We start from the raw sequence: 14167 nt of genomic DNA on the forward strand, positions 1-14167 counted from the left end.
GAGGCCGCCCGCCGATCGGCGAAACGCGCTGGAGGGCCTGCGAGGAGGCTATGCCGCCACAGCAGGACCGAAGCGTCGCGAGCCGATGGCGGCCGGAGCTAGACAGTACGAAACGCGGCTTCTTCCGACGGTTATCTAGTTTTGAAGGAATGAAAAAGCCCTTGACAATCTGCTTACTTTCTTTATAATAAAATGTGTCGATAATAGCCTAGTGGTGATAGCGGAGGGGAAACACCCGTTCCCATCCCGAACACGGAAGTTAAGCCCTCCAGCGCCGATGGTAGTTGGGGCCAGCGCCCCTGCAAGAGTAGGTCGCTGCTAGGCAAAAAATCCCTTGTCGATGTTCATATCGACAAGGGATTTTTTGTTTGGTTTGACCGTTATGTTTCGTACTGTAAAGAAATAGTTTGTTCTCAGCCAACGCAGAGTGGCAGCCGTTACTGCGGGTTGGATCATAACGGCATTTACGCATCGGCTGAGCAGCTGTTCCATTTTTGCATCAAGTATTCATTCACGAGCCATGGAACTTTTTTCGCTGACACGGTGAGAAATTCGACAATAAAAATATACGCTTTGCTTGGATAGGAGTGAAGAAGCTCGCACCACCACTCGGTTTCATACCGAGAAATCATGCTCAAATTGTACAACAATAAATAGTGAGCATGTATTTCCGGTAACAAAAAAATTTTTTCTTTCTTGACCGCGATTCGATAGGTGCCATCAAGCTGAAAGAAAAATGGTCCCTCCCCGACCGGGGAAAGCGGCGCTGTCAGTTGAAAACGTAGCCATTCTCCTTCTTCATTGACAAATGTGATCGCCTTTCCTTGCCCCTCTTCCCGTAGGTATTGAAGGAAGCGAGTCAATGGCATGTGATAATAGTCTAAAATGGCTTTTGGGATGGCTACCATTGGAGGGGAGACAGTATGTACAACCGGCAAAGACAACTGCTTTTTTCGTCCACTTAAGAGGAAAAAGGTGTCATGCAATTCGCCGATCCGTTGCAACAACGCCCCCATCCGAAACTTCTCCCCGGCTTCCTGTTTCACATGAAACATTTTTTCAGAAAAATGAGTGAATAAACCGTTTTTTTGTACTTTTACCTCATCATCAAGAAATTCATAACCTTGCTTTTTCCGTTTCCTTGCTGATACACCGTGGGCGAGGACTGACGTCGACTCAGGATAATCGGGATCAACGGTAAGCAGACATGCTTTTAAAAGCTGCACCATACCATAAAACAACAACACAGGCTTGATTGACAGCGGTGCCTGTTGAGCTGTAGCATAAAAGTTCTGCCCGTGCTCCAAATAATATAAAAACGGGTAGCAGTTCGTATAGCTGCGCTGAACAGCATCTTCGCGATGCAATTGTTTGTAGCATTGCTGCAAAAATTGGCGAGCGGTGTCAGCGGATTGGAAAACGGAAAGGCGGGGTTGTTTGTTGTTATTTCCGAACATTTTATCCCCCCTGTCACTAGATGATGAACAAATAACTGAAAAGTTGAACATTTCCCTGATTCCTTGACAGTAGTTTAACCAGTTGTTAAGCTACTAATAATATTTCCGGACAAGGGGGAGAAAACATGTGGGAAACGAAATTTGCAAAGGAAGGTTTGACGTTTGACGATGTTCTTCTCATCCCAGCCAAATCAGACGTATTGCCGCGCGACGTTGATGTGACGACAAAATTGAGCGATACCCTGCAGCTGAACATCCCCATTATTAGTGCCGGCATGGACACTGTGACGGAAGCCGAGATGGCCATTGCCATGGCTCGGCAAGGAGGACTTGGCATTATTCATAAAAATATGTCCATTGAGCAGCAAGCCGAACAAGTGGACAAAGTGAAACGCTCAGAGCGGGGGGTTATTACCGATCCCTTTTTCTTGACACCTGACCATCAGGTGTATGACGCGGAACATTTAATGAGCAAATACCGGATTTCAGGTGTGCCGATCGTCAACAATGCCGACGAACAAAAGCTTGTTGGCATCATTACGAACCGCGATTTGCGCTTCATTCAAGATTACTCGATAAAAATTTCCGAGGTAATGACGAAGGACCATTTAATCACTGCTCCGGTTGGAACAACGTTGGAGGAAGCGGAGAAAATTTTGCAAAAACATAAGGTTGAAAAACTGCCTTTGGTCGATGAAAACGGAGTGTTGAAGGGGCTCATCACCATTAAGGATATTGAAAAGGTGATCGAGTTTCCCAACTCGGCAAAGGACGCTAAAGGACGGCTTGTTGTCGGTGCAGCCGTAGGGGTGACAGCCGACACAATGATCCGCGTCAAAAAGCTTGTTGAGGCGGGAGTCGACGTCATTGTTGTCGACACAGCGCACGGTCACTCCAAAGGTGTTCTTGAGACGGTAGCGAACATTCGTCGTCAATACCCAGACTTGAACATTATCGCTGGCAATGTCGCGACAGCTGAGGCGACGCGCGATTTAATTGAGGCGGGGGCGAACATTGTCAAGGTTGGAATTGGACCGGGATCCATTTGTACGACGCGGGTTGTCGCCGGGGTCGGTGTTCCACAAATTACGGCGATCTACGACTGTGCGACAGAGGCGCGCAAACACGGCGTTCCCATTATCGCTGATGGCGGGATTAAATACTCCGGTGACATCGTGAAGGCGATCGCAGCTGGAGCGCATGCCGTCATGCTTGGAAGCTTGCTCGCCGGCGTTTCGGAAAGCCCGGGAGAGACAGAAATTTATCAAGGCCGCCGCTTTAAAGTATATCGGGGCATGGGATCGGTCGCGGCGATGGAGCGCGGCAGCAAAGATCGCTACTTTCAAGAAGATGCGAAAAAGTTCGTTCCCGAAGGCATTGAGGGGCGCGTGCCATACAAAGGACCGCTCGCCGATACGATTTACCAGCTCGTCGGCGGACTGCGCGCCGGTATGGGCTATTGCGGGACGAGAAACTTGGATGAGTTGCGGGAGAAAACGCAATTTATCCGCATGACGGGCGCAGGGTTGCGCGAAAGTCATCCGCACGATGTACAAATTACGAAAGAGGCGCCAAACTACTCCGCGTTTTAAGCGCAGTTGCGCCAATCGTCCTAAGTTTGACGGAGATTCGTCCTCCGTCTATTTTTTTGGCTGTCCATATGTTACAATAACGGTTGTGTAAGGAGGGTGCGACGTGAAAACGAAAAAACAAACTTGGTTTTTTTGGCTGCTATCGATTTGTCTTTGTTTGACCGTTTGGCCGTTCCAACGAACGGTGCAAGCGGAAAGCGCGCCGCTTGACATTCGAGCCGATGCGGCCATTTTAGTGGACGCGCAAACAGGAAGAATTTTGTATGAAAAAAATATTGATACAGTGCTCGGCATTGCCAGTATGACAAAAATGATGACTGAATATTTGCTTCTTGATGCGATTAAGGCGAAGCGCGTCAAATGGGATCAAACGTATACGCCGAGCGAGTATGTATATCGGCTTTCCCAAGACCGTGCCTTGTCGAACGTCCCGCTGCGCAAGGACGGCAAATATACGGTGCGGGAACTGTATGAAGCGATGGCGATTTATTCAGCTAATGCCGCAACGGTTGCCATTGCTGAGATCATAGCTGGATCGGAAAAAAATTTTGTAACGATGATGAACAAAAAAGCGAAGCAGCTTGGGCTCAAAGATTATAAGTTCGTCAATGCGACCGGGCTCAGCAATCAAGACTTAAAGGGCTTCCATCCAGAGGGAACGAACACGGATGAGGAAAATGTTATGTCCGCACGGTCCATGGCGATGCTTGCCTACCGGCTGTTGAAAGACCATCCCGAAGTGCTGGAAACAGCGAGTATTCCCCGAAAAATATTCCGGGAAGGAACAGAAGATGAAATTCGAATGGACAACTGGAATTGGATGCTTCCTGGCCTTGTATACGGATACGAAGGGGTTGACGGGCTGAAAACTGGCTATACAGAATTTGCCGGCAACTGCTTTACCGGAACGGCAAAGCGGAACGGGGTGCGCCTCATTTCTGTTGTTATGAACGCGAAAGACGCGAGTGGAAAAACGACAAAAGAGGCGCGCTTTCAAGAGACGGCCAAACTGTTTGATTACGGATTCCATCAATATTCGCTTCAAACACTTTATCCGAAAGGATATGAACTGAAAGGAAAAAGCACAGTTCCGGTAGTCAAAGGGAAAGAAAAAGAAGTGCGCGTCGCTACGGCGAAAAAGCTGGCACTGCTCGTCAAAAACGGTGAGGAAAAACAGTACAAGCCCGTCTATGTATTCGATAAGAAAAAAATGACAAAGGAAGGGAAACTGCTCGCTCCACTGAAAAAAGGAGAAACTGTCGGGTATATGACGCTCGACTATAAAGGAGATGACTCCCTTGCCTTTTTAAGCCCGGACATGGAGAAAAACATCCGTGTTCCGCTTGTGACGACCGCTGAGGTGGAAAAAGCAAACTGGTTTGTGCTCTCCATGCGCGCGATCGGCGGCCTGTTCGCCGACTTATGGACGAGCGCTGCGAAAACGGTGAAAAGCTGGCTGTGAAGCGACTCCCCTGCTTGGGGAGCTTTTTTCCATTGTGATTTTTGTAAAAATTGAGGTAAAATAAAACAGTGGAATCATCCTTTTGCGTATATGACTAAGCATAAGGATAGGAATAGGGGGAATCAACGTTGGCATTGACAGGCACAGACCGCGTCAAACGCGGCATGGCAGAAATGCAAAAAGGCGGCGTCATCATGGACGTTGTCAATGCGGAACAAGCGAAAATTGCTGAGGCGGCAGGGGCTGTCGCGGTCATGGCGCTTGAGCGCGTCCCGGCGGACATTCGCGCTGCCGGCGGCGTCGCGCGCATGGCGGACCCGACGGTGGTCGAAGAAGTGATGAACGCCGTTTCCATCCCGGTGATGGCGAAAGTGCGCATCGGTCATTATGTGGAAGCGCGCGTCCTTGAGGCGCTCGGCGTTGACTACATCGACGAAAGTGAAGTGTTGACGCCAGCTGATGAAGAATTTCATATTGACAAGCGGCAGTTTACGGTTCCGTTTGTATGCGGGTGCCGCGACTTAGGTGAGGCCGCCCGCCGCATCGCGGAAGGGGCGTCGATGCTGCGGACGAAAGGGGAGCCGGGGACAGGCAACATCGTTGAAGCGGTGCGCCATATGCGCAAAGTCAACGCGCAAATCCGCAAAGTCGTCAGCATGAGCGAGGACGAGCTTGTCGCTGAGGCGAAGCAGCTTGGGGCTCCGGTCGAAGTGTTGCGTGAAATTAAACGGCTTGGCCGCCTCCCGGTCGTCAATTTCGCCGCCGGTGGTGTCGCGACACCGGCTGACGCTGCTCTCATGATGCACTTAGGCGCAGACGGCGTCTTTGTCGGGTCAGGCATTTTCAAATCGGAAAACCCAGAAAAATATGCGCGGGCGATCGTTGAAGCGACGACTCATTACGAGGACTACGAGCTGATCGCCCACTTGTCCAAAGGGTTGGGCGGCGCGATGCGCGGCATCGATGTCGCGACATTGTTGCCGGAGCACCGCATGCAAGAACGCGGTTGGTAAGCCGGACAAAGGAGCTAAGGAACGATGAAAATTGGAGTGCTTGGACTGCAAGGGGCCGTGCAAGAACATATGCGCGCCATTGAGGCGTGCGGCGCCGAGGCGGTCATCGTGAAAAAACCGGAGCAGCTCGCTGGACTCGATGGGCTCGTGCTGCCGGGTGGCGAAAGCACGACGATGCGGCGCCTGATTGACCGGTACGGACTCATGGAGCCGCTGAAGCAATTTGCCGCCGCCGGCAAGCCGATGTTCGGCACGTGCGCCGGACTCATTTTGCTGGCGAAACGAATCGTCGGTTACGACGAGCCGCACTTAGGGTTGATGGACATTACGGTCGAGCGGAACTCGTTCGGACGGCAGCGGGAAAGCTTTGAAGCGGAGCTGTCGATTCAAGGGGTCGGCGACGGGTTCGTCGGCGTCTTCATCCGTGCGCCGCACATCGTCGAGGTCGGAGACGGGGTCGATGTCCTCGCGACATACAACGACCGCATTGTCGCGGCCCGGCAAGGCCAATTTCTTGGCTGCTCGTTCCACCCCGAACTGACCGATGACCATCGGTTCATGCAATACTTCTTAAATATGGTCAAGGAAGCAAAAAAGGTATCAAGCGTATAATAAATGCGAACGCGATGAGAGGAACTAGTAGCAGGCATTCCTCCTTTCAGAGAGCCGGTGGGTGGTGCGAATCGGCAGGCGGCGCCTGTGAATCCATCCTCGAGCAAAATGCTGAACACCTAAGCGGTCAGTAGGCGTTTTCGGCAGCCGCCGTTATCGGCATGAGCGGAAGGCATGATGAGCCTTCAATAAGGGTGGCACCGCGGGATGGCTCCCGTCCCTTTTTTGGGACGGGAGCGTTTTTATGTATAATAAATGGTGGGTAAGGAGGTAAAACAAATGCTGGATGTCAAATTACTGCGCACTCAATTTCCAGAGGTAAAAGAAAAGCTGATGCAGCGGGGCGGGGACTTGGCCCACATCGACCGGTTTGAGCAGCTCGACAAGGAGCGCCGCCGTTTGATCGCGGAAGTCGAAGAGTTGAAAAGCAAGCGCAACAATGTGTCGCAACAAATCGCTGTCTTAAAGCGTGAAAAAAAGGACGCTGAACCGTTGATCGCCGAAATGCGTCAAGTCGGCGACCACATTAAACAATTGGACGAGCAAATTCGCCAACTTGAAGAAGAGCTTGACGGTCTTCTTTTGTCGATGCCAAACGTGCCGCATGAGTCTGTGCCGGTCGGCCAATCGGAAGAAGATAACGTCGAAGTGAGACGATGGGGAGAACCACGCTCGTTTCCGTTTGCACCGAAGCCGCATTGGGACATTGCTGACCAGCTCGGTTTGCTTGATTTTGAGCGGGCCGCCAAAGTGGCAGGAAGCCGGTTTGTGTTTTATAAAGGGCTAGGGGCTCGTCTTGAGCGGGCCTTAATCAACTTTATGCTCGACATTCACCTCGATGAGTTTGGTTACCAAGAGGTGTGGCCGCCATATTTAGTGAACCGGGCGAGCATGATCGGAACCGGTCAGCTTCCGAAGTTTGCTGAAGATGCGTTTCATTTGGACAGCGAGGATTATTTCCTCATTCCGACAGCGGAAGTGCCGGTGACGAACTTGCATCGCGATGAAATTTTAGCGGCTGACGATTTGCCGCTTTACTATGCGGCTTACAGCGCGTGCTTCCGCGCCGAAGCTGGCTCGGCTGGCCGCGACACGAGAGGACTCATCCGCCAGCACCAATTCAATAAAGTCGAGCTCGTCAAGTTCGTCAAGCCGGAGGATTCATATGCGGAGCTCGAAACATTGACGCGCCAAGCGGAAACGATCTTGCAGCGGCTCGGGCTTCCGTATCGTGTCGTCGCCTTGTGTACAGGGGATCTTGGATTTTCCGCCGCGAAAACGTATGACATCGAGGTGTGGCTGCCAAGCTATGGGACGTACCGGGAAATTTCGTCGTGCAGCAACTTCGAGGCGTTCCAAGCGCGCCGCGCCAATATCCGCTTCCGCCGCGAGCCGAACGCAAAGCCGGAGTATGTGCATACGCTAAACGGCTCAGGGCTGGCGATCGGGCGCACTGTCGCCGCCATTTTGGAAAACTATCAGCAGGAAGACGGTTCGGTCGTAATTCCCGAGGCGCTCCGTCCGTACATGGGGAATCGGGATGTCATTCGCTAAGCGGGGAACAGAGGTGATTCCTCTTCGCCATTGATTGACTTTTCCTTACGGTCGTGTTATAGTGAATGACGTTGGCAATGAGAAGAAAGGAACGGCGGACGCCAATCCCCCTATTCTCGGCCACGGCGATGAAGAGCCATACTGACGCGCATAAGAGGAGAATTGTCTATTCGGAACGGCTTCCCACTAAGCCGCCGTTTCCGACCATAAAAAAACCCGCCTTCAATCGGCGGGTTTTTTTATCCGTCATCCTCCCCTCTTTCCGACGATAAACTGATCATTGATCAACAACCCATTTTGCGGGAAATCAACGCCAAGCTTCCAGTAGCTCACCCCGCGCAGCCCGAGTTCTTTGACTAACTGGAATTTGGCTTGAATCGACCGCGCGTCTTCAAACCATACCTCATGTTCGCGGCCGTTCTCATCGCGATAGCGAAAGTGCGGCGCTTGCGCCTCGATGTCGTATTCAATGGCGACGTTATACCTCGCAGCGAGGGCGATGGCTTGCTGCGGACTAAGCGCTCGGGCGTATGGACCTCCCGGTACGTACGGCAACGTCCAGTCATAGCCATACAAGTTTTGTCCCATTAAAATTTTCCCTGCCGGTATTTCCGAAATGGCATACTCAAGTACGCGCCGGACCGGGCCGATTGGCGAAACGGGCATTGGCGGTCCGCCGCTGTACCCCCATTCGTACGTCATAATGACGACAAAATCGGCGATTTGCCCGTGGGCCCGGTAATCGTGCGCCTCATACCAGCGCCCGCGCTGAGTCGCACTCGTTTTCGGCGCTAACGCGGTCGACATTAGCCACCCTTCTCGTTCAAACCGCCGTTTTGCCTTGCGCAAAAAGGCGTTGTATGCCTCGCGGTCTTCCGGGCGCAAATATTCAAAATCGAAATGAATGTCGCGAAAACCGTAACGTCTGGCGGTCGCGACAATGTTGTCGAGCAAGCGGTTTTGTAGCGTCTCATTCGTTAAAATAAGGGCGCCAAGCTCGTCGCTGAACTGTCCGTTTTCAATGTTGGCAACCACCATAACAAGCGTGACGCGGTTGGCGCGGGCGATGGCGGGAAAGTCGTCAAGCGGCGGTTCTTGCAGTGTTGCGTCGCGCCGGATAGAAAAATAAAAGGGGCTTAAATAGGTCAAATACGGGGCGGCCTCGCGGGCGCTCGCTTCCAGTGCCGGGCTGACCGTGGCTCCGCGCGGCTCAATGTATGCGTTAAATTCCGCTCTCCGCTTGGCGCCGGGAGGGATGTACAACCGCTGACCGACCCGCAGCGGGGCATTTAACGAGAGGCGGTTCACCTCTGCAAGCCGCTGCATCGGAATCGAGAATCGGCGTGCAATCGACCATAAACTGTCGCCGCGCTGCACCCAATAAAAACGGCCAACGATCGGGATCACCAGCGTCTGGCCGACAACGAGTTTATCAGGGTTTGGGAGCTTGTTGGCCCGGACAATTTCCTCGACGGTCGTTCCGTATGCCTCGGCAATCCCGCTCAACGTTTGTCCGCTCTGTATGACATGGATTTGCATACTGGCCCTCCTAGTTGCGTCTTTATTCTCCATATTTTATGATGGAAAGGCAAGAGAAATGACCGTTTGCGCAAAGGGGTATACGATGAACCACGATGAGTATTACATGAGGTTGGCGATTGAAGAGGCAAAAAAAGCCGAGCAAATCGGTGAAGTGCCGATCGGCGCCATCATCGTCCAAGACGGCCGCATCATCGCCCGCGCCCATAATTTGCGGGAAACGGAGCAGCGCGCCATTGCCCATGCGGAAATTTTAGCGATTGATGAAGCGTGCCAGGCGATCGGTTCATGGCGGCTTGAGCGGGCGACGTTGTATGTGACGCTTGAGCCATGCGCCATGTGTGCGGGAGCGATCGTTCTTTCCCGCATTGAGCGGGTGGTGTTTGGCGCCAGCGACCCAAAAGGAGGCTGCGCCGGGACGTTGATGAACTTGCTGCAAGAGAGCCGGTTCAATCATCAAGCTAGCGTGACGAGCGGTGTGTTGGCAAGCGAGTGCGGCTTGCTGTTAAGCGATTTTTTCCGCCGGCTGCGGGAACAGAAGAGAAATGTTGGCGGGAGTTCCAATGAAAAATCGGTTCGGTGACATTGCTTTTTTTCTGCAAACGAGCTATACTGATAGTGCCGTGCTAAGCGGGGAGGTAGCGGTGCCCTGTACTCGCAATCCGCTCTAGCGAGGCTGAATTCCTTCTCGAGGTTAGTCTGTTGTGAGGTCTGTCTCAAGCAAGTGGTGTTGACGTCTGGGTCCTGCGCAATGGGATTCCGTGAACCCTGTCAGGTCCGGAAGGAAGCAGCAGTAAGCGGATGCTCCCATGTGCCGCAGGGGTGCCTGGGCTGAGCTAACTGCTTGAGCAACGCTCGGGGCAGCTAATCGACAGAAGGTGCACGGCCTTACATAGAAGAAAAAACCCACTCATAACGAGTGGGTTTTTTGTTATTTCAAATCGAAACGAGAAGTTATATAATAAATAAGATGAGAGGAAGAGGAGGGCCGTTTTCCGTGGCATATCAAGCGTTATACCGTGTTTTCCGGCCGCAGCGCTTCGCTGACATGGTTGGCCAGGAGCACGTGACTAAGACGTTGCAAAGCGCCCTGCTTCACCATAAAATATCGCACGCTTACCTATTTTCCGGTCCGCGCGGGACGGGAAAAACGAGCGCGGCGAAAATTTTTGCCAAGGCGGTCAACTGCGAACGGGCTCCGGCGGCCGAACCATGCAACGAATGCCCTGCTTGCCTCGGCATCACAGACGGAACGATTCCGGATGTGTTGGAAATTGACGCCGCCTCCAACAACCGTGTCGATGAAATCCGCGACATTCGCGAAAAGGTCAAATTCGCTCCGACCTCGGTCCGCTACAAAGTGTACATTATCGATGAAGTGCACATGCTATCAATTGGCGCGTTTAACGCCTTGCTGAAAACGTTGGAAGAGCCGCCGAAACACGTCATTTTTATTTTGGCTACCACTGAACCGCACAAAATTCCGGCGACGATTATTTCCCGCTGCCAACGGTTTGATTTTCGCCGCATCCCGCTATCGGGTCTCGTGTCGCGTCTGAAATACGTAGCCAATGCCCAGGGGGTGCAGGCATCTGATGAGGCACTGTCCGCTATCGCGCGTGCTGCCGATGGCGGAATGCGTGATGCTCTCAGTTTGCTCGATCAGGCCATCTCGTTTAGCGATGGAACGATCGAGCTTGACGATGTGTTGATGATGACCGGGGCGGCATCATTTGCAGTGTTGGCCGGTTTGATTGAAGCGATTCACCGGAAAGACACGGCCGCAGTGTTGCAACAGTTTGAGGCGATGATGGAGCAAGGAAAAGACCCGAATCGTTTGGTGGAAGACTTGATTTTGTACTATCGTGACTTGCTTTTCTATAAAACCGCCCCTCATGTCGAAGACGCCATTCAAATTGCCATTGTTGATGAAACGTTCGTCTCCCTTGCTGAGACGATTTCGCTCCACGATGTGTACGGGGCTATTGAATTGCTGAACAAAAGCCAGCAAGAGATGAAATGGACGAACCACCCGCGCCTTTTGCTGGAAGTGGCGCTTGTGAAGCTTTGTCATTCGCCATCCGCCGCTTCGGCGCTCTCTGTTTCCGAACTTGAACCGTTGATGAAGCGACTGGACATGCTAGAAGCAGAATTGCGCCGTCTAAAGGAACAATCGTCCGTTTCTTCATCCGCTCCCGCCTCAACGAAAAAACCGGTGAAAGCGGTGAAAGCAGGGGGATATAAAGCGCCAGTCGGCCGCATTTATGAGCTGTTGAAGCAAGCGACGCACGAAGATTTGGCACTGGTGAAAGGCCGCTGGGCGGATGTGCTTGATACGTTAAAGCGGCAGCACAAAGTATCGCATGCCGCGCTCCTGCAAGAAAGCGAGCCTGTTGCGGCAAATGCCTCGGCATTTGTGTTAAAATTTAAATATGAAATCCATTGCAAAATGGCAACCGATCCAGCAAGCTCGGTCAAAGAAAACGTTGAAGCCATTTTGTTTGAACTGACTCATCGGCGCTTTGAAATGATCGCTATCCCGGAAGAGGAATGGGGAAAAATAAGGGAAGAGTTTATCCGCAACAAAGAAGCCAAAGCGGAAAAAAGCGAGGAGGAGCCGTTGATCGCTGAGGCAAAGCGGCTGTTTGGCGAGGAATTGATCGAAATGAAAGAATAACCGACCAAAGGAGGATGTGAAAATGATGCGTGGCGGAATGGGCAATATGCAAAAAATGTTAAAGCAAATGCAAAAAATGCAAAAAGAAATGCAAAAGGCGCAGGAAGAACTGGCGGAAAAAACAGTGGAAGGCACAGCCGGGGGCGGCATGGTAACCGTGATCGCCAACGGCCATAAACAAATTTTACAGGTAAACATTAAAGAAGAAGTGGTCGATCCGGATGACATTGAAATGCTGCAAGATTTGGTTTTAGCAGCGACAAACGACGCCCTCAAAAAAGCGGATGAACTGGCCAATGATATGATGGGGCAGTTTACAAAAGGGCTTAACATTCCAGGATTGTTCTAGGGGGATACGATGCATTATCCAGAACCGCTATCCAAACTGATTGATAGCTTTATGAAACTGCCCGGGATCGGCCCAAAAACGGCTGCCCGCCTAGCTTTTCATGTGTTAGCCATGAAAGAGGATACCGTGCTTGAATTTGCCAAAGCGCTTGTTGACGTCAAGAGACAGATTCGTTACTGCACGGTTTGTGGGCATATCACCGATCGCGATCCTTGCTACATTTGCAAAGATGAGCGTCGGGATCGAACAACGATTTGTGTCGTACAGGATCCGAAAGACGTCATCGCCATGGAGAGAATGAAAGAATACAACGGCTTATATCACGTCTTGCACGGCGCAATCTCCCCAATGGAAGGCATTGGTCCGGAAGATATTAAAATCGCCGAACTATTGGCGCGGTTGCAGGACGAAACGATTCAAGAAGTCATTTTGGCAACCGACCCAAACATTGAGGGAGAAGCAACGGCGATGTATATCTCGCGCCTGTTGAAGCCAACGGGGATTAAAGTGACTCGCATCGCTCATGGCTTGCCTGTTGGCGGTGATTTGGAATATGCGGATGAAGTGACACTGTCAAAGGCGTTGGAAGGGCGTCGCGAACTATAGAGAAAAAAAGGTGGGGATCGATTTGCTTTGGCGGCGAAAGGGGAAACTAAAGAGACAGTTTGATGAAAAGCTGCTAGCTGAACTGCAAAAGGCAAGAGACGAATGGCTCGAGCAAAAGCAGCTCATCGAAAAAAGTGTCGACCCGTCACCAGAAGTGTGGAGCGCGCTGCAACTCGCCGAGGCCAAATATTTGTTTCTTCTCCGCGAGGCAAAGCACCGCCGCGTGACAAACGTCCATCGGTTCCATCCTATGCGCGGAGCGGTTCGTCGCTGAGCATAGGAGAAGCCGGTGATGTCGGTGTGGAAATCGTTGGTGATCGTTTCTTCCGGTTAGACGGCTTTGAGCGCCCACTACTAGGGCTGAAATGCAGCCGAGGGGTTAGAAACGCCTGAAACCATGGAAGGCCGGTGATTGAAGGAGAAATACCGCTCTCCAACAGTGTTTCTCAAACCTTCCTTCTGATGAAAAGAATGTGCCCTTCGCTATATTTTTTGTTCTTTTTTCCCCCGCTGTTCATACGTTTGTAGTACAAGCGTAGAAAAAAGGGGGTTGAGTCTTTGGAGCCAAATGTTGTGATTCCTTTGTTATTGGTATTCATCACAATGCTGCTGATTGTTGGCGCCCGCCTTAAAGCGCTCCGCTTGATCGGTTACGCTGCCGTTCGGCTGCTCGTCGGCGCGCTTGCATTGTTTGTCATCAACGCCATCGGCGGACAGTTCAGCGTTCATATACCGATCAATTTCATCACTTCACTCATTTGCGGGTTTCTCGGTCTTCCCGGAGCAGCAGCGTTGATTGTCATTGATCAGTATATTTTGTAGGAGAAAGGCCATTCTTGTAGCGAAAGGGCAAAATCCAATATAAAGAAACGATGGAACACGAATCGTTTTGTGATGGAGAGAAAGAGACGTCTCCTTACTTTTTTAGGGACGTCATTTTTTTTATAAAAAACCATTGACTTTTTGATCATTGTTAGGTATATTAAATAACGTCGCTGTCGACAAAAAACATCTTGACAATGACTTGATGGATGTCTATAATAATAAAAGTGTGCGAGATGATATCGCTCATGCTCCTTGAAAACTAAACAAAACCCAAGCGCCAATCCGAAAAGCGGAAGCGCCGTGATCGGCTCTCGAAGCCAAATGTTCTTCACCCAGAGGGGTGCTTGCACCCCGAGGGGGGAGGTTATTTGGCAGAAGAGAGCCAGGCGCTGGAGCTAGACAATCCGAAAAGCGGAGGCTGCTTGACACGTTTGGTGTCGGCGCCGAAGCTTACAAAGCCAATCCACTTTCTTTTGGAGAG

At 51.5% G+C, this 14167-nt stretch carries 13 protein-coding genes, 1 rRNA gene, 1 other RNA gene and 1 other annotated feature; of the genes, 13 read left to right on the forward strand and 2 right to left on the reverse strand.

Annotation, left to right across the window (positions count from 1 at the left end; all coding sequences use genetic code 11):
- Window positions 1-207 precede the first annotated feature (207 nt).
- Window positions 208-324 (forward strand): 5S ribosomal RNA (gene rrf, locus B4113_RS16195).
- Window positions 325-464: 140 nt separating this feature from the next.
- Here the strand turns inward: rrf and B4113_RS16200 are convergent.
- Window positions 465-1457 carry a YaaC family protein gene (locus B4113_RS16200; RefSeq protein WP_033018347.1) on the reverse strand — a complete coding sequence of 331 codons (993 nt, stop codon included), beginning with the start codon at window positions 1455-1457 and terminating at the stop codon, window positions 465-467.
- A 125-nt stretch (window positions 1458-1582) separates the two neighbouring features.
- On the opposite strand from B4113_RS16200, the gene guaB reads away from it, so the two are divergent.
- The 5 genes from guaB to serS all read left to right on the forward strand — a co-directional run bounded on the left by guaB (window position 1583) and on the right by serS (window position 7690).
- A complete protein-coding gene (gene guaB, locus B4113_RS16205; RefSeq protein WP_033018346.1) occupies window positions 1583-3049 on the forward strand; it encodes an IMP dehydrogenase in 1467 nt (488 codons plus the stop codon).
- A 103-nt stretch (window positions 3050-3152) separates the two neighbouring features.
- Window positions 3153-4511: a D-alanyl-D-alanine carboxypeptidase family protein gene (locus B4113_RS16210; RefSeq protein ID WP_061912683.1), complete on the forward strand. Its 1359-nt coding sequence runs from the start codon at window positions 3153-3155 to the stop codon at window positions 4509-4511.
- 128 nt (window positions 4512-4639) lie between these two features.
- The gene (gene pdxS, locus B4113_RS16215; RefSeq protein WP_033018342.1) at window positions 4640-5524 is read left to right on the forward strand and encodes a pyridoxal 5'-phosphate synthase lyase subunit PdxS; all 885 of its coding nucleotides are present in this window, start codon (window positions 4640-4642) and stop codon (window positions 5522-5524) included.
- 24 nt (window positions 5525-5548) lie between these two features.
- The gene (pdxT, locus tag B4113_RS16220) at window positions 5549-6136 is read left to right on the forward strand and encodes a pyridoxal 5'-phosphate synthase glutaminase subunit PdxT (protein ID WP_033018341.1); all 588 of its coding nucleotides are present in this window, start codon (window positions 5549-5551) and stop codon (window positions 6134-6136) included.
- Window positions 6137-6141: 5 nt separating this feature from the next.
- Window positions 6142-6361: a binding site (T-box leader), on the forward strand.
- Between the two features lie 54 nt (window positions 6362-6415).
- The gene (gene serS, locus B4113_RS16225) at window positions 6416-7690 is read left to right on the forward strand and encodes a serine--tRNA ligase (protein WP_033018340.1); all 1275 of its coding nucleotides are present in this window, start codon (window positions 6416-6418) and stop codon (window positions 7688-7690) included.
- Window positions 7691-7936: 246 nt separating this feature from the next.
- Here the strand turns inward: serS and B4113_RS16230 are convergent, their stop codons facing one another.
- The gene (locus B4113_RS16230) at window positions 7937-9229 is read right to left on the reverse strand and encodes a glycoside hydrolase family 18 protein (RefSeq protein WP_033018338.1); all 1293 of its coding nucleotides are present in this window, start codon (window positions 9227-9229) and stop codon (window positions 7937-7939) included.
- Window positions 9230-9314: 85 nt separating this feature from the next.
- Between B4113_RS16230 and tadA the strand changes: the two genes are divergently transcribed.
- The 7 genes from tadA to B4113_RS16265 all read left to right on the forward strand — a co-directional run bounded on the left by tadA (window position 9315) and on the right by B4113_RS16265 (window position 13683).
- Window positions 9315-9812 (forward strand): tRNA adenosine(34) deaminase TadA, encoded by a 498-nt coding sequence (gene tadA / locus B4113_RS16235; RefSeq protein ID WP_033018337.1) that lies wholly within the window; start codon window positions 9315-9317, stop codon window positions 9810-9812.
- A 38-nt stretch (window positions 9813-9850) separates the two neighbouring features.
- An RNA gene (gene ffs, locus B4113_RS16240) (signal recognition particle sRNA large type) lies at window positions 9851-10115 on the forward strand.
- Window positions 10116-10226: 111 nt separating this feature from the next.
- A complete protein-coding gene (dnaX, locus tag B4113_RS16245) occupies window positions 10227-11906 on the forward strand; it encodes a DNA polymerase III subunit gamma/tau (protein WP_033842752.1) in 1680 nt (559 codons plus the stop codon).
- Between the two features lie 22 nt (window positions 11907-11928).
- Window positions 11929-12255, forward strand: coding sequence for a YbaB/EbfC family nucleoid-associated protein (locus tag B4113_RS16250; protein WP_033018335.1), 327 nt, complete (start codon window positions 11929-11931; stop codon window positions 12253-12255).
- A gap of 9 nt (window positions 12256-12264) precedes the next feature.
- Window positions 12265-12861 (forward strand): recombination mediator RecR, encoded by a 597-nt coding sequence (gene recR, locus B4113_RS16255; protein ID WP_033018333.1) that lies wholly within the window; start codon window positions 12265-12267, stop codon window positions 12859-12861.
- Window positions 12862-12883: 22 nt separating this feature from the next.
- Window positions 12884-13135 (forward strand): YaaL family protein, encoded by a 252-nt coding sequence (locus B4113_RS16260; protein WP_033018348.1) that lies wholly within the window; start codon window positions 12884-12886, stop codon window positions 13133-13135.
- A 284-nt stretch (window positions 13136-13419) separates the two neighbouring features.
- Window positions 13420-13683 carry a pro-sigmaK processing inhibitor BofA family protein gene (locus B4113_RS16265; RefSeq protein ID WP_033018332.1) on the forward strand — a complete coding sequence of 88 codons (264 nt, stop codon included), beginning with the start codon at window positions 13420-13422 and terminating at the stop codon, window positions 13681-13683.
- Window positions 13684-14167 lie beyond the last annotated feature (484 nt).

The sequence above is a fragment of the Geobacillus sp. B4113_201601 genome (assembly GCF_001587475.1).
Classification (GTDB): Bacteria; Bacillota; Bacilli; order Bacillales; family Anoxybacillaceae; genus Geobacillus; species Geobacillus icigianus.

What these genes read in the sequence shown, in the direction of transcription:
- B4113_RS16200 (WP_033018347.1), bottom strand. Translation starts at nt 1,457, where the DNA reads ATGTTCGGAAATAACAACAAACAACCCCGCCTTTCCGTTTTCCAATCC.
- guaB (WP_033018346.1), top strand. Translation starts at nt 1,583, where the DNA reads ATGTGGGAAACGAAATTTGCAAAGGAAGGTTTGACGTTTGACGATGTT.
- pdxT (WP_033018341.1), top strand. Translation starts at nt 5,549, where the DNA reads ATGAAAATTGGAGTGCTTGGACTGCAAGGGGCCGTGCAAGAACATATG.
- serS (WP_033018340.1), top strand. Translation starts at nt 6,416, where the DNA reads ATGCTGGATGTCAAATTACTGCGCACTCAATTTCCAGAGGTAAAAGAA.
- B4113_RS16230 (WP_033018338.1), bottom strand. Translation starts at nt 9,229, where the DNA reads ATGCAAATCCATGTCATACAGAGCGGACAAACGTTGAGCGGGATTGCC.
- tadA (WP_033018337.1), top strand. Translation starts at nt 9,315, where the DNA reads ATGAACCACGATGAGTATTACATGAGGTTGGCGATTGAAGAGGCAAAA.
- B4113_RS16250 (WP_033018335.1), top strand. Translation starts at nt 11,929, where the DNA reads ATGATGCGTGGCGGAATGGGCAATATGCAAAAAATGTTAAAGCAAATG.
- recR (WP_033018333.1), top strand. Translation starts at nt 12,265, where the DNA reads ATGCATTATCCAGAACCGCTATCCAAACTGATTGATAGCTTTATGAAA.